The organism is Herbiconiux moechotypicola, from assembly GCF_024979255.1.
GTDB lineage: Bacteria > Actinomycetota > Actinomycetes > Actinomycetales > Microbacteriaceae > Herbiconiux > Herbiconiux moechotypicola.
On sequence record NZ_JANLCN010000003.1, the window covers coordinates 348,129 to 367,409 of the forward strand.

Genomic DNA, 19,281 nt, shown 5'->3' on the forward strand with positions numbered 1-19,281 from the left:
GACCGAGATGGCCGAGAACCCCTTCCCCACGACCGAGCCCGACTTCGACGCCAACCCGGAGTCGTTCGAGGGACCGCTGATCCCGGAGCCGCCGCACCCGATCAACTGGAACCTCCTCACCGCCGAGGAAGCCGAGGCCGAGTGGCTCGAGCTCAACCGGTGGATCGACTGGTTGCGCCGCACCTACGGGCTGCCCGCCTCCGTGATCCCGCCGCTGTGGCACCGGCACCCCGAGCTGGTCTGGGAGCTGTCCGCCCTGCACCTGCACTGGCTGTGCGCATACGACCCCGAACAGAACGGGTCCGCGCCGCTGGGCTGGCACCGCGACTTCGCCGACGCCCGGCAACGCCTGCGCGACTGGACCGCCGCGTGTGGCACCCGTCTGGACCGTGACCGCCCCACCCGGCAGACCTCCTGGCCCGGCGAAGACCCCGCCCCGTCCGTCGAGGATCAGCCGATCGCGAACCGTGACGAGGACTTCGTCCGGTTCGTGCTCGACGACGTCACCGCCCGCCGCCAGGCCGAGGACGAGTTCTACGCGAACCTAGACCCTGCGACCGGTGAACTGCCATGACCGACCCGTCCGGCGGGGTCTCGGTGTCACCGCTGATGGACAGTCGGGAGGTCGCCGCGTACCTCAAGGTGTCCGAGTCGACGCTGTCGCGGTGGCGGTCGGCCGGGCACGGGCCGCCGTTCCTGCGACTGGGCGGGATCGCCCGGTACCGGATCGAAGCGGTCGACGCATGGCTCGCGGGACTGGAGCACGACCATGCCGCGGAAGGCTGAACCACTCCCGTCCGCACCCCCGAAGCCCGTCCCGCCGGTCGGAGTGAAGATCTCCACCGACATGGAACGCCGCTCCTACGGCATCCGAGCCCGCGCCCGCTGGACAGACCCCGTCAGCAAACGCCGAATCATCCGCTCCGAGATCGTTGCCGACGAGACCGCCGCGCACACATTCTTCGACTCGCTAAGGCACTCCTCCGCCAAAGGCATGGACGTGTCGATGACGCTGATCGAGTTCGTCACCGCGCTCAGCGGCCGGTGGGCGCGCGGGCTAGACCCGACCTCGACCGGCGAAACCTACGAGTACGGGCTGAAGCTGCGGGTGCTGCCCGCGCTCGGACACCTCCCGGTGACGCAGATCACCGCCGGGATCATCGACCGCACCATCGACGCGTGGGAGACCCGCTACGGCGCGTCCACGATCAAGAACTCCATCGCGCCGCTCGTGCGTGTGCTCGACGAGGCCGTCCGTGACGGGCTCATCCCGATCAACCCGGCGAAGAATCGCGCCAAACGCAGCCTGAACCGCAACGCGTTCCGCGCCGGCCAGAACATCGAGCCGACTTCCCCGCGCGCACATGCCATCCCCGACATGAAGACCCTGAACCGCCTCGCCTCAGCCTGCGCGAAGATCGACCAGTCCTACAGCGACTTCGTCATGCTCGCAGCCCTCCTCGCCGCCCGTTCCTCCGAAGTGTCCGGGCTGCAGGCCGGCGACGTGCGCTTCGAGAAGAACCTCGTCGTCATCTCCCGGCAGGTCTATCCAGGACGGGGAGGGCTGATCACCAAACCCACCAAGAGCCGCAAGGAACGGCGGGTGCCGATTCTCGACCCGCTGCGTCCTGTGCTCGAACGCCTCACCGAAGGCAAAGCGCCCGAGGACCAGTTGCTCATCGGCCCCAAAGGCGGTGTACTGACCACCGCGACCGTCCGTGACGCGACGAACTGGGACGCGATCGTCGCGAAGCTCGGACTGCCCGACCTCACCCGCCACGGCCTCCGCCACACCGGCGCGACCTGGATGGCGGACGCCGGTGTCCCCCTTCATGTCCTCCAGGAGATCCTCGGGCACGCATCGATGGAAACCACCCGCGGCTACCTCCACCCCGACGATCGCCACCTCGCCTCCGCTGCCGAGCAAGCCAGCGCGTTCCTCTCCGCCGCCGGGCAACGACGCCACGCCCGCCAGGGCACCGCTCCGGCACGCGGAATCTGAGGCCCCGAGATGGCTCTCACAGGTGGTCTGGTCCCCTTTTGGTCCCCTTATCCACAGGCCGAACTCGGCGCGACCCTGCCGCGGCACCCGCAGGACACTTCCCGGAGCGTGAGGGGGACCACAGGGGGACCAACGAAAACGACTTGCGGAAACGACAAAGCCCTGATGAAAATGGCTTCTCATCAGGGCTTTTCTGTCGGGATGACAGGATTTGAACCTGCGACCCCCTGACCCCCAGTCAGGTGCGCTACCAAGCTGCGCCACATCCCGTGGCCTTCGATATTCACTTATTCGGGCTGGCTGGAGGGGGTAAACCCCTTATCCCCCAGCTATCCCAAGCCCTTCCGAGCGGGTCTGCTCGAACGCTTGTGGACGGGAGCGGAATACCTGGTCAGCACCCAAGTAATCCTGATTCCCGTCCACCAGCGTCCGACAGCCTCCACAGCCGTTCGCGTTATCGCGTTGGGGTCAGCGTTGGGGTCAAAGCCGCTGCAAGCACGTCTGCCGCTGAGCGCTGCCCGGCATGCGTGACATGCCCGTAGATATCACCGGTGATGGCGATAGACGAGTGCCCGAGCATGGCCGAGACTTCCGTGATCGGCACGCCCGCCGCGAGCATCATCGACGCGGCCGTGTGCCGGAGAGTGTGAAGACCTACTTCACCTTCCAGGCCTGCCGCTTGCGCGCCGGACTGCACGGCACGCAAGGCATTGCGCGGGTCGAGCGGCGAGCCGACCGCGGTAGTGAAGACGAAGTCGCGCTCGACCCATCGATCGCAAGCGCGCTCCCGGGCACTCCGTTGCTTCTCCTCGACTCCTCGGAGTATCTGGATTGCAGTTGGCGACAGGGCCACGGTGCGCCGTGACCTCGCGGACTTAGGCTCGGACACCACGGGCTCGCGCCCGGCCTGGCCGAGGGTGCCCCGGATGTGGGCCACCCGCCGATCCAGATCCACCGCCGACCATCGCAGCGCGAGGGCCTCCCCGCGACGCAGCCCCGTCAGCGCGAGGAACCGGACTAGATCCTCGAACGGGCCGCCCTCGATCGCTGACAAGAGACGGGCTAGCTCCGCCGCGCTTAGCGCCCGCGCCTCGACGCGTGGCACCCCCGGCCTACCGACCTGAGCGGCGACATTCTTCGCTACGGCGCCGTCTCGGACCGCGGCGTCGAGCACCGCCCGGAGCACCGTGTAGGCCTGACGCACGGTGCTGGGGGCCTTACCGTCCGCTCGCATCGCGAGTAGCAGCTCCTCGACGTCCCGCGCCCGAAGGCGGGCCAGGGGTACCTCGGCGATCTTCCCCTTCATGAGGTACCCCCGCGCCAGCGTGGAGTAGGTCGCCTTGGTGGAGTCCTTCCTGCCGGACGCGGCCAGCGTGGAGCGCACCCAGGAGTCCGCGAAGGCCCCCAGCTTGACCGCGGAATCCGTCGCGGGCTTCCCCTCGTCGACACGCTTCCGCTTCTCAGCCATGCGCGCCCGAGCCTCGGCCTGAGTCCTCCCGTACGAGGTGACTCGCTTCGTCTCTCCCGTGGCAGCGTCGATGTAGGAGAACCTGCTTTCCCACCGGCCGTCGCTCCGCTTCCGAAGTGATCCGTCACCGTTCGCTCTCTTCCCAGACATGCGTCAATCGTACAGCGTAAAACGACTCACGCAAGTGCCTGAGCAGCCATGGCCGTCTGGCCCCCTCCTCATCTGTCCACACGAGTCCAGAGAGAAGGAGAACCCCATGGACGCACTGCTCATCACGCCGACCGAGGCGGCGAAGTCACTCGGGATCGGTCGCTCGACGATCTACGAACTCATGGCCGCCGGGCAGATCCCCTCGGTCAAGATCGGATCGAGCCGCCGGATCCGTACCTCCGACCTGGCTCGCTACGTCGACTCGCTCGAAGAGGTTGCATCGTGAGCCGGCGCTACATCCGACACTCGTCAATCGTGAAGGCATGGGCCACGCTCGGAGAAGAGTGTCCCTTCGAACTTCTGAGGGCGGACCCCGGCGAGCCTGGCTGCTTCGGTTGTGGCTGGCGAACCCCCACCCCTGACGCGGCGGAACGGCTCGGCGACTCCTTCAGTGAGTGGGACCTCGTCGGCGGCCTCTTGGAGAAGGCGCACCTCGTCGATCACTCCGCGGACCCCTCGCTGGACGACGACCCGCTAAACTACGCGCTTCTCTGCCGTCGCTGTCATAGGTCGATGACACGAACGGTGTTCGGGGTTGGGGACGCCGAAGCGGCGATCTCCTGGATCCTTGGCCGCCCGGAGAGGGAGTGGGCCTATCAGCTCCTCACCGACTCGCCGGAGATACGCGCGGCCGTCGACCAGAGCAACAAGCGCGAGTACGCCCGCGCTCTCGACAAGCTCCGCGATGGGCTGGACGCCGAGCTGGCGCGGGAGCGGACGTGCGCCTCGTGACGAAGTGACGGAAGTGACGCTCTCTTCCATTCCTCTTCTAAGTGTCTCTCTCCTATAGCCCGGAATGAGAAGCACCGTCACTTCCGTCACTTCGTCACGAACAATTCCAAATCAATTTGAGCAGCCGCCCCCTCCTGGCCCCCTCCTCATCTGTCCAAACAAATTCCGACAGAAGAGAAGGGGGCCGCTTCATTGCCGCTACCGCTCACCGCCACCGCTGAAGAGCCCGAGCCGATCGACCACAAGGAGCTCGGCCTCCTCGCTCTCGAATACGCCGAGGACCTGCCGCCCTACTCCGAGGCGAAACCTGCCGTCCTCCTCCAGGCCATCGCCCACCTCCTCCTCGCACAGATCGAACAGCGCGCCGAGACGGACCGGGCGATCGCCGAGATCCTAGCGGCCGTCACCCCGCCGGAGCCCTTCACCCTCAACGTCCAGGCGCCGGCCGAACCGGACCCCGCCGAGGCGCCGAAGCCGCGACCTCGACCCAGCCGACAGAAAGAGACCCCCTCCTCGTGAACCACGAAATCGCCCAGCTCATCGAGACCGCCTCGATCGAGGGCCAGACCCTCACCATCCGCAAGACCGACGGCCGCACCTTCACCGGAGTGCCCTCCAAGCATCCAACGGACCCGGCCCTCTACACCCTCCAGACCGGCCGCCGTGGTCGCCCCGCGGTCATCCACCCGGAGGACGTCGAGGAGGTGTTCTTCGAGTGAGCCTCGACGAACTCATCCTGAAGCTCCTCGCGCTGAAAGCCGAGGGCCACGGCCACGCGCCGGTCTACATCGAGTCTCTGGCCGGTGTCGAGTGGGGCATGCCGAGCGACGCCCGCTTCCGCGCCGACGCCGTGGAGATCGTCTCGTGACCGCCCTCCCGCCGCCGAATCGCGGCTTCTCCCCGCTTCTCGCCTACTACATCGGTCTCACCCTCGGGCTCCTCGCGGGCCTCCTCACCGGCGGAGGGCTCCCGTGATCGGCGCAGTCGACGACCTGATCTATGCCCTGAACGGCGCGATCAGCACCCTCCAGAACCTCTTCTTCCGCATCAAGCGAAAGGTGCTCCCATGAATACCCCCACCCCGCCCGTCGACTTCGTCGTCGACTCCTCCGGCGTCGCCACCGTGACCGGCCCGCGCGCCGCCCTGGCCGACCGCCTCGCCGAAGCCCAGGGCCTCACCTCCAACTCATTCCAGCGACGAATCCTCTTCGCTCTCACCTGGACCGGCAAGCACGTCTACGCCGGGACGGTGCCGGCGGACGAGGTCATGCGCCGCCGCCGTCGCAACAAGGCGGCCAGGGCGAGCCGCCGCCTGAACAGGAAGGCGGCTTAGGGATGACCGAGATCGCAACCCTGAAGGACGGTAACGCGAAGATCGTCGTGAGCCAGGTCGGCGACGACGTCGTCTTCCACCTCTACGGCGAGACCTCCGCCCAGTACTCGGTCGGCTACGTCGGCACGAGGTTCTTCCGCAAAGGCTCCGCCACCGAGTTCGCGAAGGCCATCCTCCGCGTCACCTCCCCCGACTCCCTCGCCCCCGGGCTCCCGACCGAGGAGGGCGTCTACCTGGACGCCGACGGTGACCTCTGGCGCCTGCGCGGCGAGAAGTGGATCTATGTCTCCGATCCCGACGGGCTGGTCGACGACCCCAAGAACTACCTCCCCTTCACCCGCCTCGTCCCGGAGACCACCTCATGAGCGCCACACTCGCCGAGGTCGAACTCCCGACCGAGCACGGGGTCTACACCGCCCAGCCGGAGCGCCCCCAGACGGGCATCATCTACGTCCTCGACGACCGCGGCTGGAAAGTCGTCTGGAACGGCGAGCCGGGAGACCACCTCACTAGCGCCCGCCGTACGCCCCAGCCCGGCAGCCGCCCGCTCGTCCGCCTGGCACCGCCCCCGCCCGGCCTCCCCACCGCCCCCGGCCTCTACCAGGACAAAGACGGCGACGCCTGGCTCCTCGACGTGCACGACTCCTGGTCCCTCGTCACCGTGAGCGGTCGCCTGCCCGACTCCGACGAGGCCCGGGACTACCGTCCGCACGCCTTCCTCCCCTTCTCCCCTCTCACCATCGCAAAGGACTGACCGATGCCCTACGAACCCTTCTCCTCCACCGACCTCTACTCGACGATCGGGTCGCGCTACTTCTGCGACTACCTCGACCGCCCCGCGATCATCGCCACCCCCGCCTACACCGGCTCGGCCCGCAAGGGCGACCTCGTCGAGATCACGAAGGGCGAGGTGAAGCACACCGCCCGCGCCCAGGAGCGTATCGGCGGCGACCTCTACGTCGCCGACTTCCGCAGCGCGGCGAGCTTCGGCCGCCTGGTCGCCTCGGGCTTCTCGATCCGCGTCGTCGAGCGCGCCGTCGTCCCGCTTCCGACGAAGCCGGGCTACTACACGGCCCACCGCGCCCACCCGATCGGGTGGGTAATCTACGCCCTCAGCACGCGCGGTGAGTGGTACTCGTTCAACTGGGACGGAGCCCGGTCGCAACGGATCAGCGAGGCCGAGATCCGCTCCCAGGCTGGCGGCCGTGAGCTCGTCGAGCTCACCCCGGCGGTGACCGCATGACCGCCTCGATCGAGCGCCGCGAGGCCATCCTCACCCCCGCTGCCGTCACGGCCGCCGTTCGCTCCTTCGGCGAGGGCGACCTCGTCCAGGCCGAGAAGGGCGAGTCCCTCGTGAAGGGCCGCGTCGAGACCTACGGCTCGGCCGGCTTCCTCTACCTCGGCGGGCGCACGCTCCAGCGCCTCGTCCGCCGAGGCTACACGCTGACACTCCTTCAGGCCCTCGGTCGCTACACCCTCCGCCGCCTCGTCTCGGAGGTGACACCGTGACCCTCCTCGCCCGCCTGAAGTCTCTCTTCAGCCCCGCCTCCCGCACGCACCGCGGCCGGGCCTTCGTCCCGGTCGACCCGCCGGCCGACTTCGAGATCGAGTACCGCCAGGGCGCAACGCTGGTCATCGATCACGTCCGCGAGGTTGCCTACCCGTTCCCGAGGAGCCGCGAGGACCTCGCCGAGGCCGCCGTGGCGAAGCTCCTCGACGGCACAGCTCCCACGCTGTACGGCTTCCCGACGGAGGAGTCCGAGCGGCGGTTCGGCTCGCTCCAGGACCAGACCTCGTGAGCCGCCGAGACTCCCTCCGCGGCGCCCTCGCGCTGGCCGCCTCGGTCGCCATCATCGGCGCCTTCCTCCTCGGTGGGCTGCTCCTCCTCGGGAGCCCGTCCGATCCGGGGGTGACCCCGTGACGGGGCTCGGGACCGTGACGATCGACGTCGTGCCCCGGCTCGACGCCGAAGCGCTCGGCAAGGCCGTCCGCGAGGCCCTGGCAAAGGCACTCCGCGAGGTCGCGTCCGAGCTGGAGGGCGAGCCCGCGCGGTTCGAGTATTTCGTGAGCAAGTTCGGGATGCACGTCATCCGAGACCGGGTGACCGGCTTCGAGTATGCGAGCCGCGAGCGCGGCGACCTGCACGATCGTGCCCGCGAGATCCTCGATGGTAGACCGATCCACTACGCGCCGGGTCACCACGTTCAGACCGGGACCCCGGAGGAGATCCGCCTATGACCTCACCAGAGCCGGACCTCGATCGCCTCTCGTCGATCTTCCTCGATGCCGAGATGGAAGCTGACGCCCGGGGCGAGGTCCGCCGCGGCGTCCGCGCCGGCCTGACCGCCGTCCTCGGCGACCTCGGGCTCATCCCTCCGGCGCCGCCCTACCAGGTGCTCCCGGGCGCCTTCGGGTGGTCGCTCCGGGAGACCTCGACCGGCCGGTCGCTGGTCTTCCTGAGCGAGTCCTTCGCGCGCGAGTACGCGGCGGACCTCCAGGTCGGTCGCCGCACCTGGCCGGACTTCGTCCCGTCCACCGATCCACCCGTCGGGCTGTCGTCCGACTAGCTGAGAGGCCCTTCTCTTCGGAGAGGGGCCTCTTTTGCTTTGCGTCTTGCGTGAGACGTCTCACGTTAGTATTCTCGAACCATGCCCCGCCGGGGCGGAAGGAGCCAACACCGATGACCGAGACCGCCGAGGCCACCACAGACCCGCTCTACACCGAGGTCGCCGGCTGCACCTGCTACATCGGCGGCCAGCGCGGCGTCACCACCGGCTTCACGTACAGCCCGGGTCTCAGCGGCCCCGAGATGAACGGCGCGTTCGTGAAGCTCGACGAGGGCGACCGGCCCATGTTGTACGTAACGCTCGGCGCCCCCGTGTCCGGTGACAACGCGCGGATGACCCATCGCGAGGTTCTAGCCTGGCGGGAGATCAGCCGTGACGGCTTCGACAGCCTCACTGGCCTGGCCGATGCTCGCCGCAAAATGGGCTGGCGGTGACCGACCAGAGGCCCTTCTCTTCGGAGTGGGGTCTCTTTTGCATTTCATCTTGCGTGAGACGTCTCACGTTGATAGACTGCTGACATGACGAAGAACAGCAGCCAGCTCATCGCTACCGCCCTCACCGCCGACAGCTCGACCCGCGTCAGCATCTTCCGCAAGGTTGCCTACACCGGCAAGACGATCTACATCGTCGACTTCGTTCACATGCTCAAGCGTGATGCCGACCGCCGCTCGGTGACCTGGAAGGTCGAGCGGACCGAGGCAGCCGCCCGCGAGGCAGCTAACGCCTGCTTCGCTCGCTGGAACGGCACCATGCGGATGATCGTCGAGTAGCTGCCAAGCCGGCTAAGTGGCCCTCTCCTTCACCGGAGGGGGCCTTTCGGCGTTTATGAGCAGCCGGAGAGGCCTCGGCCCCCTCCTCCGGTATGACTCGATCTCTCATCGCCCTCGACCTCTTCGCCGGGACCGGGTGGGGCGTCGCATGCCAGCGTCTCAGCATCGAGGAACCGCCGTGTCAGACCTTCTCTGTGGCGGGGAAGGGGGCGGGCCGAGCCGCTCTCGACGAGGTGCTCGCAGCCATCGACCGCGGCGACTACCAAATCCGTCGACGCCCTCCGCGCGCTCGCCTACGCCTATCTCGACCGGCCGACCTTCGTCGTTCTGGAGCAGGGCGCGATCCGAGCGGGCAAAGGGCGACCTCGCCCTCATCCCGGGCAGCATGGGCACAGGCTCCTACATCGTCCGCGGCCTCGGAAACCCGGCAAGCTTCCAGAGCGCCTCGCACGGCGCCGGCCGGAAGATGAGCCGGAGCGCCGCGAAGCGGGCCTTCACGGTCGACGACCTCGTCGAGCAGACCGCGGGCATCGAGTCCCGGAAGGACGCAGGCGTGGTCGACGAGATCCCCGGCGCCTACAAGGACATTCACGGGGTCATCGCCGCACAGCGCGACCTCGTGGACGTCGTCGAGCACCTTCAGACCGTGCTCTGCGTGAAGGGCTGAGCTTCATTCCGGCGGATATAAGCCCTCGGCTTCAGAAGGCCCTCTCCACCTCGGAGGGGGCTTCTCCCGTATCTGAGCAGCCCGCCTCTCCTGGCCCCCTCCTACTCCGACCCCTACGAAAGGAGCTCGGCCCCTTGTCCGAAACTCTCACCCTCAGCACGTCGGCGCTCGCCGCGGTCGCGTCCGTCGCCGTCGCGGCGTCGAAGGACGGCGTGACTCCCGTGATCCAGGCTGTCCACCTCAAAGCGTCCAGCGGCCAGCTCGTCGCCATTGCCACGGACCGCTACCGAGTCGCTCGCGTGACGATCATCCCGACCGGCGAACAGGCGACCTTCACCGACATTGACGCCTTGATCCCGGCCAAGCTCCTCCAGGACTTCGCCTCCGCCGTGAAGCGCGCGAAGCTCCTCCCGATCCCTGACGGCGTCTCGATCGAGACCGACGGAGACGTAGTAAGTCTCTCGTGCGACCAGGCCGGCGTCTCGCAGAAAGGCCTCGTCGCGAAGGGCAACTACCCGCCCGTTGCACGACTGTTTCCGGCAGATGAGGACGCATTCGGCGAGATAGGAGAGATCAGCTTCCGGGCCGACTGGCTCGCCGACTTCGCCAAGCTCGACCACCCGGCCTACGCGTCTCGGAACACCGATCCGGACCGAAAGATCCCAAAGCTCCGCTTCATGAAGGGCGCGAGCTCCACAAAGCCCGGCCCGATCTACGCGACTCGGGACTTCGGCGCGGGCGGCTCGATCGAGTACCTGCTCCAGCCCCACATCCTCCTCCGCTGACCCCCGAAAGGACCCTCACCGTGGTAACCAAGAAGCGCTACTCCGGCCGCGACTCCGTCAAGTGGAGCGTGAAGACCTACGCCGGGGAGATCCTCGCCCGCCTCCGCAACGGGGCCCCGCAGAAGTTCGACGGATTCGCCACCGCGAACGCCGTTGCCCGGCAGCTCGGCGGCGTCGCCGTCCGCGACTAGTGGCAGAGCCCACGGTCACCGTCGAGCAGCACGTCGCAAGGCTCAGGGCCGACCCGGCACGCCGAGAGAAGCGCTACCCCTGGCAAGGCATCGCCGGGACCGAGCACGTCGAGCCCGCGTGGAACCAGCTTCTCCGCTCGATTGCCGACTACATCGACGCCACCCGCGGCTCCGCCGTCGGCTACACCGCCGGCCGGATCGCCCTCTTCGAACTCGTCCGGCAGACCCCACCTCCACCCGTCCTCGAAATTCCCGACGACCTCATCCTCACCCCCGAGGAGCGCGCCTCGCTTGACGCTCCCGACAACCTCTCGAAAGGACCCATCGAATGAGCAACTCCTCCGGAGGGATCGGACTGGTTGGCCTCGGCCTCCTCGTCTCGATCGTCCTCGCCGTCCTGAAGCTGGCGGGCCCCCTGGCCGCCTGGTCGTGGGTGCTCGTCGCCTCTCCGTTCCTGATCGGCATCGCGACGACCCTCGCGATCATCTTCCTCGTCTTCATCTTCGCCGTCATCGGCGCCGCGGTGGTCGAGGCGAAGACCCAGAAGCCCGTCCGCAAGCTCTCGGCGCGTTAGGAGATCGGCATGACCGAAACCGCGGTCATCTTCGACGCCGGGGCGTGACCGCTGAGGCCACGATCGCCTCGATCGCAGCGAAGTACGACGACGAGCGGGGGACGTTGATCGCCAGCGCCCTCGCTCGCCGCGAATGGCGCCTCCGCCGCGGTGGCCGCGATTGCTCCCGCTGCCACCTGACCAAGCCCGTCTCGGCCTTCTCCCGAGACTCCAGAGAGAGGAGCGGCCTCCGGCGCTACTGCCGGGTTTGCGCCGCTCTCGCAGACCGTAAGAGGGCAGACGCCCTCCAGACCGAAGGACTCATATGAAGAAACGAATCGCCGCCCTCGGCCTCCTCGGAGCGCTCGGAGCGGGCCTCCTGGCCGGGTGTACCTCGGACGCCGACCGCGCCTCCGAGAACCTCTCGACGGCCGCCGAGCAGTTCGAAGTCCAGCGCCAGATCACGTTCATCAACGGAATCACCGACCGCGAGATGGTGGTGGTCGAGGGCCGATGCTCGGTCGAGACCGCCGACTCGTTCCTGGCCGGCGCCGTAGAGGTGACCTGCAAGGTGGGCGAGGACCAGTACAAGAAGAACTTCCTCGTCCCCGGCGACAACGCGATCGTGACCGTCGAGCAGCTCGACCCGATCGACGTCAGTGTCTACCACTACCGATTCATCATCAAGCCGGAGAACCTCCTACCCGACCTCGACGTCCAGACGGGCGACCAGTAGCGCCCGATTCGGCGTAACCCTGGCCCCCTCCTCATGTAGGGAAGCTCTTAGCCCTGTCCTCGCGCCCCGCGCTCCAACCCATACCGGAGGCGGCCGTAGACAGGTCATCGGGGCGGTAGCTCAATTGGTGAGAGCAGCGGCCTCCAAAGCCGCGAGATGGTGGTTCGAGTCCATCCCGCCCCGCGAGGGTAGGCAGTAAGGCCGCGTCACGCGCCGGTCCGCTTCCGCCTGCCCGTGAACCCATCCGACCGCCGAGGTCGAGGCGACGACGCCTCCCCGGCCCGAGGCCCTTCGGCCGCTGACTCTGGACTCAATCCGGAAGAGCCGCCGAAGGGCCTCTTTGTCATGCCCTCCAGGAGGCGCCGAGTGTGGTCTGAGGATCGAAGCGCTCGCGCCGAGCGGCTCCCCGGGGACTGGGCAAAGCGCCGCATGAGGGTGCTCCGCCGCGACGCCTACCGGTGCCAAGCCCGAGACTCAGCGGGTATCCAGTGCGGCGCCCCAGCGAACCAGGTGGACCACATCGTCCATGGCGACGACCACGAGCTCGACAACCTACAGGCGCTCTGCCGCTGGCACCACGCGCGCAAGAGCAGCGCCGAGGGCGTGTCCTCGCGCCGCCCGCGAGCGCGCCAGAGCCGAGAGCCCGAGCGGCATCCGGGCTCCCTCTGAAAACGGGTGCAACCCGCGTCAGGGGTGGGGGTAGACCCTCTCCCGCCCCCATCGGCCCCGTCCGGTTCGGCATAGCGCCTTCACCAGCGCGCAAGTCTGAGGGTTTTGAAAAATCGCCACAAGACGGAGGTTTCGAACAAATTGACTGAGCCTCGACCCGCCACAGGCCAGGCCCGCCCCGGCAATGACCACGCCCGCGGTCGTCGGAATGCCGCCCCCGACCTCTTCGATCGGGCAGAGCGCGCGCTCGTCGGCTCCTATTGGTACTTCAGTCGCCGAAACTGGCGCGGCGAGGCGAAGAAGCCAGACCTCGGTGGCATAACGATCGAGGTCGACCGCAAGACACCGGACCCGGCGAAGCCGTTCCTCGTTCGGTATAGCGCGACGCACACGGAGCGGCACGCGCGAATCGACCGAGCCATGCTCGCCGTCGAGACCGTCCGCGCCGAGCAAATCGAAGTCGAGAACGAGCGCTATTACCGGGCCAACCCGCTCGCCCGTCCTGGGCTCGCGCAGGCGCTCGCTGCCGCCCTCCAGCGCTCCACGGCCACCGAAAGCTAGCTCGCCCGCCAACAATTCGCACAGCGTTTGTCAGACCCGAAGGAGGGCCCATGGCCGCCGGCCCCCTCCCCAAGGAGCAACACCAGCGCGACCGCGACACCAAGCGCCGAAAGGCCGACGTCGTCGAGGTCAAGCGCGACGGCGAAGTCCGAGGACGCCCACTCCCCAGCGCCGAGCTCTACGACCAGCGGACAATCGCGTGGCACGACACGTGGCGCCGCTCGCCCCAGGCCCAGCTCTTCGAGGAAACCGACTGGCTCCGGCTCGAACTACTCGCCCCGCTCGTCGACTCCAACTTCCGGCGCCCGTCGGCCGCCGCCCTGTCTGAGATCCGGCTCAACGAAGAGCGCCTCGGCGCCCTCTACGTCGACCGCCTCCGGGCGAAGATCCGCATCGCCGAGCCCGAGTCCTCCGGCCACACCGCCCCCGTTCTCCAGCTCGCCACGCGGGCCGACGCTCACGCGCGCCTTCGCGGCGAGACGACCTAGAAGGAGCCACCGCATGGGAATGGTCGACGGAAACGGCCTGATCGAGTGGGAAGGCGGGCTCTTCGACCCCGCGGGTGACCTGCTCCCCCGCGTGCGCTGGGCCTTCGAGCACATCCGCGCCGAGGGCATCCGAATCCTCCTCAACGAGGCCGGGCGCCCCTACGGAGTCCCCTCCGACCGCTACGCCACCTCGGCGGCCAACACCCAGTCCGGCCGGTCCACGGTCTGGTACCAGTGGGGTCGCTACCTCCGCGGCGAGACCCCCTCCGCCGCGAACCCCGCCCTTGGCCCCTACGCGAGCGAGCACACGCAGGGTAAAGCGATCGACTCGAACACCTCAGACATGAGCGCCCGGACCCGCATCCTCCGCATGGTCGGGATGATCAACACGATTGCGTCTGAGTCCTGGCACTCCGCGATTCGGTTCGACTCGCAGGTCGACCTCTCCGCCTACGCATCCGGCGGCTACACCCCGATTTCTCCCGCCCTGACAGACGAGGACATTCTCTTGGCAAACATCGAAGACCTGAAGGACGTCCTCTCGGCCATCCTGACGACCATCGCCACCTCGGACGACGCGACGAAGACCGCGACCATCGTCCGGAACTACGTCGCAGAGAGCCAGAACACGGTCGCGACCGCGCTCATCTACCCCGATGGCACCGCCGTGAAGCTCAACGCCCAGCAGGACGTCGACGCCGCCGTCGTTGCGCACGCGATCGTCTACGGCTTGAAGCCGACGAACGACAAGCTCTCGTCCCCGCGCGACCGATTCGGGTCGCAGCTCGTGACCGCCCAGTGGCAGGCCTTCTGGAAGAACTACCCCGGCACGAAGGTCGGCTTCGACAAGGACGGCCTCTAACCGACAACGCCGAGGAGGTCCCGACTTGGCCCTCCTCCCCGTCGTCTCCGTCCCCGAGTTCCCGCTCGACGGGTCCATCCCGACCCTCGGCTGGGGCGTCATCGCGTGGACCGAGGACTATCTACTCCAGCCCGACGGTGACCAGGCCGGAGAGCCCTTCCGCTTCACCCGCGAGCAACTCAACTTCATCCTCTGGTGGTACGCCCTCGACCGGAACGGTCGCTTCACCTACCGCCGAGCGGTCCTCCGCCGCGCGAAGGGATGGGGCAAGTCCCCGTTCCTCGGCGCCCTCGCCCTCGCCGAGCTCCTCGGCCCTGTCCGCTTCGGCGGCTGGCTCGACAACGGCGAGCCCGACGCGATCCGCCACCCGATGCCGTGGATCGTCATCGCGGGTGTCTCCGAGCAGCAGACCCGAAACACCTTCGACGCCATCCGAGCGATGGCCGAGGACTCCGAACTCGTCGACGACTACGGCCTCGACGTCGGGATGACCCGCATCCTCGCCCCCGGCGGCGGCAAGATCATCATGATCACCGCGAACGCCGCGACGCAGGAGGGCGCCCGGCCGTCGTTCGCGATCCTCGACGAGACGCACCACTGGACGAAGACGAACGGCGGCGCAAAGCTCGCCCGAGTCGTCCGCCGCAACCTCGCGAAGTCGCGCGACGGCGCCGCCCGCGCCATCGAGACCACGAACGCTCACGAGCCCGGACAAGAGTCCGTTGCCGAGGCCTCCTATCTCGCGTGGCGTGCAATCGTCGAAGGACGGTCGAAGTCGACCGGCGTCCTCTACGACAGCCGCGAGGCTCCGGACACCGTCGACCTCGCCGACGAGCGCTCCGTCATGGAGGGCCTCCGGTGTGCATACGGCGACGCCTATTGGGTCGACCTCGAACGCATTCTCTCCGAGGTATACGACCCCGACACTCCCCCTGAGGAAGCTCGCCGCTTCTACCTCAACCAGATCGTGGCCGCCGCCGACTCGTGGGTAGCTCCGCCCGAGTGGGCGAAGAACGAGCGCCAGGATCTCGCCCCGCTCGCGTTCGGCGACCCCAACGCCCGCCGACCCGGCGGGGACATGGTCGCTCTCGGATTCGACGGATCTCTGACCGACGACTCCACGGCCCTCGTCGCCTGCCGCATCTCCGACGGCGCGGCCTTCCTCCTGGCGATCTGGGAGAAGCCCGAAGGACCCGCCGGTCAAGGCTGGGAGGTCCCGAAGGACCAGGTCCGCGACGCCGTGGACCACGCCTTCTCAACCCTCGACGTCGTCGCGTTCTTCTCCGACGTCGCCTATTGGGAGACCGACGTCGACGCATGGCGCGACGAGTACGCCGAGCGCCTCGTCGTGAAAGCCACCACCCGTCACGCCGTCGGATGGGACATGCGCGGCCACCAGATGGACACCACCCGATCGACCGAGGCGCTCCACCGCGCCATCACCGACGGCGAACTCCCCTGGGGCAAGCACGACCTCATCGCCGGCCCCGGCGCCGGGTCGATCGCCGCGGACGAAGTCCTGAAGCGCCACGTCCTGAACGCTCGCCGCCGCCCGAACCGCTGGGGAATCAGCTTCGGCAAGGAGACCCGCGAGTCTCCGAAGAAGGTCGACGCGCTCGCCGCCCTCATCCTCGCCCGCATGGCCCGTACCCGCGCACTCGCGGACGGCGCCCTGAAGAAGCGACGCCGCCCCACGGGCCGCGTGGCCGGCTTCTAACCGAACCCTGGAGGTCGACCCTTTGGCTGTAGACGCGAAGCTCGTCGAGAAGCTCGACGAGCAGCTCCGCGCCGACCTCGACAAGGACGGCCGCCTCGGCCTCGTGCGGCGCTACCTGAGGGGTGACCACAATCTCCCCTACATGCCGAAGAAGGCGAAGAAGGAGTTCGCGCACCTCGCGAAGGTCGCGATCACCAACTGGACACCGCTGGTGTCCGACACCTACGCGAAGGGTCTCTTCGTCGACGGTTACCGCGCGGCGAAGACCCGAGACAACGCGGGCCCCTGGACCTACTGGCAAGAGAACGGTCTCGACGCCCGACAGGCAATCGCCCACCGCGGTGCGATCGAGTACGGCACCAGCTACGCGCTCATCCTGCCCGGTCAGGCTGGCGCACGGCGCACCCCGTACTTCCGCCCGCTCTCACCCCTGAAGAGCGCCGCCTGGTACCGAGACGACGACGACGAGTTCCCCGAGATCGCCTTCCGGCGCCGCGGGGAGACGATCGACGGAACGCAGCTCGTCGAACTCTTCGACAACACGAACCGCTACACCTACGCGAAGCCAAAGGAGGGTAACTGGACCCAGTCGCGCGTTGACGCCCACGGCCTCGGCGTGACCCCATTCGTGCGCTTCCGAGACCGCCTGGACGACGAGGCCACCGGAGTAATCCGGCCCATCCTGAACCTCCAGGACCGTGTAAACGAGATCGTCTTTTCGACTCTCATCGCGATCCAGTACGCCTCCTTCCGCCAGCGCTGGGCCACCGGCCTCGCGATCCCCGAGGACGAAGAGACCGGTGAGCCTGTCGAGCCCTTCGAAGCCGCGGTGAACCGCCTATGGGTTGCAGAGGACGCCGAGGCGCGCTTCGGCGACTTCGCCCAAACGGAACTCTCCGGCCACCACTCGGCCTACGACTCCGGCGTGAAGACGCTCGCCGCCATCTCCCAGGTGTCGCCCAACATCATGACCGGCGACCTCGTCAACGTGAATGCCGAGACGCTGGCCCAGATGCAGGACACCACGCAGCGCAAGCTCGGCGAGTACGAGACCCTCTTCGGCGAGGCTTGGGAGTCAGGCTTCCGCCTGGCCGCCCGAGCAGCCGGTGACTCCGCAGGCGCCGCCGACACGAGCGCCGAGGTTCGCTGGCGCGACACCGAGGCGCGCGCACTCGCCGCCACGGTCGACGCGCTCGGCAAGATGGCGACGATGCTCTCCGTGCCCGTTGAGGCGCTCTGGGAGCAGATCCCCGGCATCACCGACGGCGATATCGCCCGCTGGCGGGACCTTCGCGACACGACCGACCCGATCGCCGAGCTCGCGGCCGAGTTCGATCGCCAGACGGCGGCCTCGACTGAGAGCGCGTCCGGTGACACCGACGGCGTGAAGGCTCAGGCCGACGCGCTCGGCTCGCTGATCCGTGCCGGCGTCGAGCCGAGCAGCGCCGCCTCGAAGGTCGGCCTCACGGGTGTGACCTTCACAGGCGCCGTACCGGTGTCGCTCCGTCTCCCGCAGACGGATGCGTCGGAGCTCGAACAGACATAGGTGAGGAGGGCGGATGGACCAGCGTCTCTCCGCCCTCTCCCGCGACCACATGGTGCGTCAGGTGCGCGCCGAAGCCGCCATCCAGCGAGCGGTGTCGTCGGCGTGGGGCCGAACCCTTGACCCACTCAGCCTCGACGCTACCTTCCCCGACTTCGTCCGACTCACCCTTCCCCTCATCCGCGCCGGCCGCTCCCGCAGCACCGCGACCGCCCGCACCTTCTACGCCCAGTCCAAGCTCATCGCTGGACTGACCACGCCCGCACCGGCTATCGCCGTGCCGATCCTCACAACCGAGGCCGCCACCGCCGCCCTCCGCATCAACGGTCCAGTGAACGTCAAGAAGCAGATGACCCGGGGCGTCCCGGTCGACGTCGCAATGACCGTCGCGCAGGCCGCAACCCTCCGAGCGGCGAAGCGACTCACACTCGACGCCTCACGCGCGACGATCATCGGCCTGACCAAGCGCGACACCGACGCCGAAGGCTGGGCTCGCGAGAGCGACGGGAAGCCGTGCTCCTTCTGCGCCATGCTCGTCGGCCGAGGCCCCGTGTACTCCGAGGCGACAGCTACCTTCCGCTCTCACAACGGATGCTGCTGCTCAGCCCGTCCCGTGTTCGACCGAGCCGACGGCTGGTCGCCCCAAGCTCGCGCGATCCGCGACCTCTACGACGAGGCCGGCGCGAGCGACTTCCGCACCGCCTACCGCGAGCGCATGGCCGAGTCGACCTCGGACCTTGCTCAGGCCCTCGCCGCCTGACCCAGATCTCACCCCGCGCCCTGAGCACCCGCTCGGGGCGTTTCGCATACCCCCAGTGGCCCGGCAGGTCCGGTGCCTCGACCCGTCCCAGGAGGACGCAACACAAATGCCAGACGCACCGAAGACCGACGAGCAGACGCAGACCCCGCCGTGGGGCGACGACTTCGACGCCGCGAAGGCCTGGAACCTCATCCAGAACCTCCGCGCCGAGAAGACCGCCCTCCAGACCAAGGTCACCGACGTCACGACCGAGCGAGACACCCTGAAGTCCGAGCGCCAGGCGCGCGAGAACGAGGGCAAGACCGCCGAGCAGAAGGCCGCCGACGACCTCACCGCCGCCCAGAGCGCGACCGCCGCAGCGCGGCGCGAGCTCTACATCGAGCGGGCTCTCCGGAAGCACGCCATCCCCGAGGACCTCGTCGAGTTCCTCTCCGGAGACACCGAAGAGGACATTCTCGCGAAGGCCGAGAAGCTCGCCGCCGTCAAGCCCGCCGAGAAGACCGACGAACAGCAGGTCACACCTCCGGCACCTGGCATGCCCACCCCCGCGCTGAAGCCCGGCCACGGAGGCGACGCCCCCGTCGAGTTCGACCCGGACGCCATCGCAGACGCCGCGCGCAAGTCCATCTAACCCGTCCTCCACGGACCTCCTCATCTGAAAGGGCAT

General features: G+C 68.2%; 32 protein-coding genes, 2 tRNA genes and 1 pseudogene. 33 read left to right on the forward strand and 2 right to left on the reverse strand.

The features are described 5' to 3' along the window. The first annotated feature begins 7 nt into the window (after positions 1-7). The 3 genes from N1031_RS06740 to N1031_RS06750 are packed head-to-tail and all read left to right on the forward strand — an operon-like array spanning position 8 to position 2,002. Positions 8-574, forward strand: a complete 567-nt coding sequence (locus N1031_RS06740; RefSeq protein ID WP_259478837.1) for a DUF4913 domain-containing protein — start codon at positions 8-10, stop codon at positions 572-574. After that, positions 571-786 carry a helix-turn-helix transcriptional regulator gene (locus N1031_RS06745; protein ID WP_259478838.1) on the forward strand — a complete coding sequence of 72 codons (216 nt, stop codon included), beginning with the start codon at positions 571-573 and terminating at the stop codon, positions 784-786. The genes N1031_RS06740 and N1031_RS06745 overlap by 4 nt, the downstream gene beginning before the upstream one ends. Before the next feature lie 43 nt (positions 787-829). Next, entirely contained in the window at positions 830-2,002 is a 1,173-nt protein-coding gene (locus tag N1031_RS06750; RefSeq protein WP_310795669.1) for a tyrosine-type recombinase/integrase, read from the forward strand. A gap of 196 nt (positions 2,003-2,198) precedes the next feature. On the opposite strand, the gene N1031_RS06755 is transcribed toward N1031_RS06750, so the two are convergent. Beyond that, a tRNA-Pro gene (locus tag N1031_RS06755) sits at positions 2,199-2,272 on the reverse strand. 184 nt (positions 2,273-2,456) lie between these two features. Beyond that, positions 2,457-3,620: a tyrosine-type recombinase/integrase gene (locus tag N1031_RS06760; RefSeq protein ID WP_259478839.1), complete on the reverse strand. Its 1,164-nt coding sequence runs from the start codon at positions 3,618-3,620 to the stop codon at positions 2,457-2,459. A 106-nt stretch (positions 3,621-3,726) separates the two neighbouring features. Between N1031_RS06760 and N1031_RS06765 the strand changes: the two genes are divergently transcribed. The 30 genes and pseudogenes from N1031_RS06765 to N1031_RS06910 all read left to right on the forward strand — a co-directional run bounded on the left by N1031_RS06765 (position 3,727) and on the right by N1031_RS06910 (position 19,245). Next, positions 3,727-3,906, forward strand: coding sequence for a helix-turn-helix domain-containing protein (locus N1031_RS06765; protein WP_259478840.1), 180 nt, complete (start codon positions 3,727-3,729; stop codon positions 3,904-3,906). Further along, entirely contained in the window at positions 3,903-4,412 is a 510-nt protein-coding gene (locus N1031_RS06770) for a hypothetical protein (RefSeq protein WP_259478841.1), read from the forward strand. Before N1031_RS06765 ends, N1031_RS06770 begins: the two co-directional genes overlap by 4 nt. A 192-nt stretch (positions 4,413-4,604) precedes the next feature. Next, the gene (locus tag N1031_RS06775) at positions 4,605-4,931 is read left to right on the forward strand and encodes a hypothetical protein (RefSeq protein WP_259478842.1); all 327 of its coding nucleotides are present in this window, start codon (positions 4,605-4,607) and stop codon (positions 4,929-4,931) included. Further along, a complete protein-coding gene (locus N1031_RS06780) occupies positions 4,928-5,131 on the forward strand; it encodes a hypothetical protein (RefSeq protein ID WP_259478843.1) in 204 nt (67 codons plus the stop codon). Before N1031_RS06775 ends, N1031_RS06780 begins: the two co-directional genes overlap by 4 nt. Then, positions 5,128-5,280 carry a hypothetical protein gene (locus N1031_RS06785; RefSeq protein ID WP_259478844.1) on the forward strand — a complete coding sequence of 51 codons (153 nt, stop codon included), beginning with the start codon at positions 5,128-5,130 and terminating at the stop codon, positions 5,278-5,280. The genes N1031_RS06780 and N1031_RS06785 overlap by 4 nt, the downstream gene beginning before the upstream one ends. Positions 5,281-5,478: 198 nt before the next feature. Beyond that, on the forward strand, positions 5,479-5,745 hold the full coding sequence (locus N1031_RS06790) for a hypothetical protein (protein WP_259478845.1): 267 nt from the start codon (positions 5,479-5,481) through the stop codon (positions 5,743-5,745). A 2-nt stretch (positions 5,746-5,747) separates the two neighbouring features. Beyond that, positions 5,748-6,110, forward strand: a complete 363-nt coding sequence (locus N1031_RS06795) for a hypothetical protein (RefSeq protein WP_259478846.1) — start codon at positions 5,748-5,750, stop codon at positions 6,108-6,110. Further along, the gene (locus tag N1031_RS06800) at positions 6,107-6,499 is read left to right on the forward strand and encodes a hypothetical protein (protein ID WP_259478847.1); all 393 of its coding nucleotides are present in this window, start codon (positions 6,107-6,109) and stop codon (positions 6,497-6,499) included. The genes N1031_RS06795 and N1031_RS06800 overlap by 4 nt, the downstream gene beginning before the upstream one ends. A gap of 3 nt (positions 6,500-6,502) precedes the next feature. Then, positions 6,503-6,988, forward strand: coding sequence for a hypothetical protein (locus N1031_RS06805; protein WP_259478848.1), 486 nt, complete (start codon positions 6,503-6,505; stop codon positions 6,986-6,988). Next, a complete protein-coding gene (locus N1031_RS06810) occupies positions 6,985-7,254 on the forward strand; it encodes a hypothetical protein (RefSeq protein ID WP_259478849.1) in 270 nt (89 codons plus the stop codon). The genes N1031_RS06805 and N1031_RS06810 overlap by 4 nt, the downstream gene beginning before the upstream one ends. Beyond that, complete coding sequence (locus tag N1031_RS06815; RefSeq protein WP_259478850.1) at positions 7,251-7,544, forward strand: hypothetical protein; 294 nt, start codon at positions 7,251-7,253, stop codon at positions 7,542-7,544. Before N1031_RS06810 ends, N1031_RS06815 begins: the two co-directional genes overlap by 4 nt. Further along, positions 7,541-7,666: a hypothetical protein gene (locus N1031_RS06820; RefSeq protein WP_259478851.1), complete on the forward strand. Its 126-nt coding sequence runs from the start codon at positions 7,541-7,543 to the stop codon at positions 7,664-7,666. Before N1031_RS06815 ends, N1031_RS06820 begins: the two co-directional genes overlap by 4 nt. Before the next feature lie 14 nt (positions 7,667-7,680). Further along, positions 7,681-7,983: a hypothetical protein gene (locus tag N1031_RS06825; RefSeq protein WP_259478852.1), complete on the forward strand. Its 303-nt coding sequence runs from the start codon at positions 7,681-7,683 to the stop codon at positions 7,981-7,983. Further along, positions 7,980-8,312, forward strand: a complete 333-nt coding sequence (locus tag N1031_RS06830) for a hypothetical protein (protein WP_259478853.1) — start codon at positions 7,980-7,982, stop codon at positions 8,310-8,312. Before N1031_RS06825 ends, N1031_RS06830 begins: the two co-directional genes overlap by 4 nt. 113 nt (positions 8,313-8,425) lie before the next feature. Continuing rightward, positions 8,426-8,746 carry a hypothetical protein gene (locus N1031_RS06835; RefSeq protein ID WP_259478854.1) on the forward strand — a complete coding sequence of 107 codons (321 nt, stop codon included), beginning with the start codon at positions 8,426-8,428 and terminating at the stop codon, positions 8,744-8,746. An 84-nt stretch (positions 8,747-8,830) separates the two neighbouring features. Next, entirely contained in the window at positions 8,831-9,082 is a 252-nt protein-coding gene (locus N1031_RS06840; protein WP_259478855.1) for a hypothetical protein, read from the forward strand. A 330-nt stretch (positions 9,083-9,412) separates the two neighbouring features. Further along, positions 9,413-9,749, forward strand: a pseudogene (locus N1031_RS06845) (RtcB family protein); the annotation flags it as partial. A 134-nt stretch (positions 9,750-9,883) separates the two neighbouring features. Further along, complete coding sequence (locus tag N1031_RS06850; RefSeq protein WP_259478856.1) at positions 9,884-10,534, forward strand: DNA polymerase III subunit beta family protein; 651 nt, start codon at positions 9,884-9,886, stop codon at positions 10,532-10,534. A 20-nt stretch (positions 10,535-10,554) separates the two neighbouring features. Then, a complete protein-coding gene (locus tag N1031_RS06855) occupies positions 10,555-10,725 on the forward strand; it encodes a hypothetical protein (RefSeq protein ID WP_259478857.1) in 171 nt (56 codons plus the stop codon). Further along, a complete protein-coding gene (locus N1031_RS06860) occupies positions 10,725-11,057 on the forward strand; it encodes a hypothetical protein (RefSeq protein WP_259478858.1) in 333 nt (110 codons plus the stop codon). The genes N1031_RS06855 and N1031_RS06860 overlap by 1 nt, the downstream gene beginning before the upstream one ends. Next, positions 11,054-11,299 carry a hypothetical protein gene (locus N1031_RS06865; protein WP_259478859.1) on the forward strand — a complete coding sequence of 82 codons (246 nt, stop codon included), beginning with the start codon at positions 11,054-11,056 and terminating at the stop codon, positions 11,297-11,299. The genes N1031_RS06860 and N1031_RS06865 overlap by 4 nt, the downstream gene beginning before the upstream one ends. Before the next feature lie 304 nt (positions 11,300-11,603). After that, complete coding sequence (locus tag N1031_RS06870; protein ID WP_259478860.1) at positions 11,604-12,014, forward strand: beta-sandwich lipoprotein; 411 nt, start codon at positions 11,604-11,606, stop codon at positions 12,012-12,014. Positions 12,015-12,123: 109 nt separating this feature from the next. Next, positions 12,124-12,197 (forward strand) — tRNA-Trp (locus tag N1031_RS06875). A gap of 591 nt (positions 12,198-12,788) precedes the next feature. Next, entirely contained in the window at positions 12,789-13,244 is a 456-nt protein-coding gene (locus tag N1031_RS06880; RefSeq protein WP_259478861.1) for a hypothetical protein, read from the forward strand. Between the two features lie 50 nt (positions 13,245-13,294). Then, complete coding sequence (locus tag N1031_RS06885; RefSeq protein ID WP_259478862.1) at positions 13,295-13,732, forward strand: phage terminase small subunit; 438 nt, start codon at positions 13,295-13,297, stop codon at positions 13,730-13,732. Positions 13,733-13,745: 13 nt separating this feature from the next. Next, the gene (locus N1031_RS06890; protein WP_259478863.1) at positions 13,746-14,594 is read left to right on the forward strand and encodes a hypothetical protein; all 849 of its coding nucleotides are present in this window, start codon (positions 13,746-13,748) and stop codon (positions 14,592-14,594) included. Between the two features lie 25 nt (positions 14,595-14,619). Further along, complete coding sequence (locus N1031_RS06895; RefSeq protein ID WP_259478864.1) at positions 14,620-16,311, forward strand: terminase large subunit domain-containing protein; 1,692 nt, start codon at positions 14,620-14,622, stop codon at positions 16,309-16,311. A 22-nt stretch (positions 16,312-16,333) separates the two neighbouring features. Further along, a complete protein-coding gene (locus N1031_RS06900; RefSeq protein WP_259478865.1) occupies positions 16,334-17,857 on the forward strand; it encodes a phage portal protein in 1,524 nt (507 codons plus the stop codon). Positions 17,858-17,870: 13 nt separating this feature from the next. Next, positions 17,871-18,614: a VG15 protein gene (locus N1031_RS06905; RefSeq protein WP_259478866.1), complete on the forward strand. Its 744-nt coding sequence runs from the start codon at positions 17,871-17,873 to the stop codon at positions 18,612-18,614. Between the two features lie 106 nt (positions 18,615-18,720). Then, a complete protein-coding gene (locus N1031_RS06910; protein ID WP_259478867.1) occupies positions 18,721-19,245 on the forward strand; it encodes a hypothetical protein in 525 nt (174 codons plus the stop codon). Positions 19,246-19,281 lie beyond the last annotated feature (36 nt).

Coding starts and splice junctions, on each gene's coding strand:
- N1031_RS06865 (WP_259478859.1), top strand. CDS start 11,054: ATGAGCAACTCCTCCGGAGGGATCGGACTGGTTGGCCTCGGCCTCCTC.
- N1031_RS06765 (WP_259478840.1), top strand. CDS start 3,727: ATGGACGCACTGCTCATCACGCCGACCGAGGCGGCGAAGTCACTCGGG.
- N1031_RS06760 (WP_259478839.1), bottom strand. CDS start 3,620: ATGTCTGGGAAGAGAGCGAACGGTGACGGATCACTTCGGAAGCGGAGC.
- N1031_RS06810 (WP_259478849.1), top strand. CDS start 6,985: ATGACCGCCTCGATCGAGCGCCGCGAGGCCATCCTCACCCCCGCTGCC.
- N1031_RS06885 (WP_259478862.1), top strand. CDS start 13,295: ATGGCCGCCGGCCCCCTCCCCAAGGAGCAACACCAGCGCGACCGCGAC.
- N1031_RS06805 (WP_259478848.1), top strand. CDS start 6,503: ATGCCCTACGAACCCTTCTCCTCCACCGACCTCTACTCGACGATCGGG.
- N1031_RS06800 (WP_259478847.1), top strand. CDS start 6,107: ATGAGCGCCACACTCGCCGAGGTCGAACTCCCGACCGAGCACGGGGTC.
- N1031_RS06745 (WP_259478838.1), top strand. CDS start 571: ATGACCGACCCGTCCGGCGGGGTCTCGGTGTCACCGCTGATGGACAGT.
- N1031_RS06905 (WP_259478866.1), top strand. CDS start 17,871: ATGGACCAGCGTCTCTCCGCCCTCTCCCGCGACCACATGGTGCGTCAG.
- N1031_RS06795 (WP_259478846.1), top strand. CDS start 5,748: ATGACCGAGATCGCAACCCTGAAGGACGGTAACGCGAAGATCGTCGTG.
- N1031_RS06835 (WP_259478854.1), top strand. CDS start 8,426: ATGACCGAGACCGCCGAGGCCACCACAGACCCGCTCTACACCGAGGTC.
- N1031_RS06910 (WP_259478867.1), top strand. CDS start 18,721: ATGCCAGACGCACCGAAGACCGACGAGCAGACGCAGACCCCGCCGTGG.
- N1031_RS06890 (WP_259478863.1), top strand. CDS start 13,746: ATGGGAATGGTCGACGGAAACGGCCTGATCGAGTGGGAAGGCGGGCTC.
- N1031_RS06870 (WP_259478860.1), top strand. CDS start 11,604: ATGAAGAAACGAATCGCCGCCCTCGGCCTCCTCGGAGCGCTCGGAGCG.
- N1031_RS06830 (WP_259478853.1), top strand. CDS start 7,980: ATGACCTCACCAGAGCCGGACCTCGATCGCCTCTCGTCGATCTTCCTC.
- N1031_RS06840 (WP_259478855.1), top strand. CDS start 8,831: ATGACGAAGAACAGCAGCCAGCTCATCGCTACCGCCCTCACCGCCGAC.
- N1031_RS06790 (WP_259478845.1), top strand. CDS start 5,479: ATGAATACCCCCACCCCGCCCGTCGACTTCGTCGTCGACTCCTCCGGC.
- N1031_RS06740 (WP_259478837.1), top strand. CDS start 8: ATGGCCGAGAACCCCTTCCCCACGACCGAGCCCGACTTCGACGCCAAC.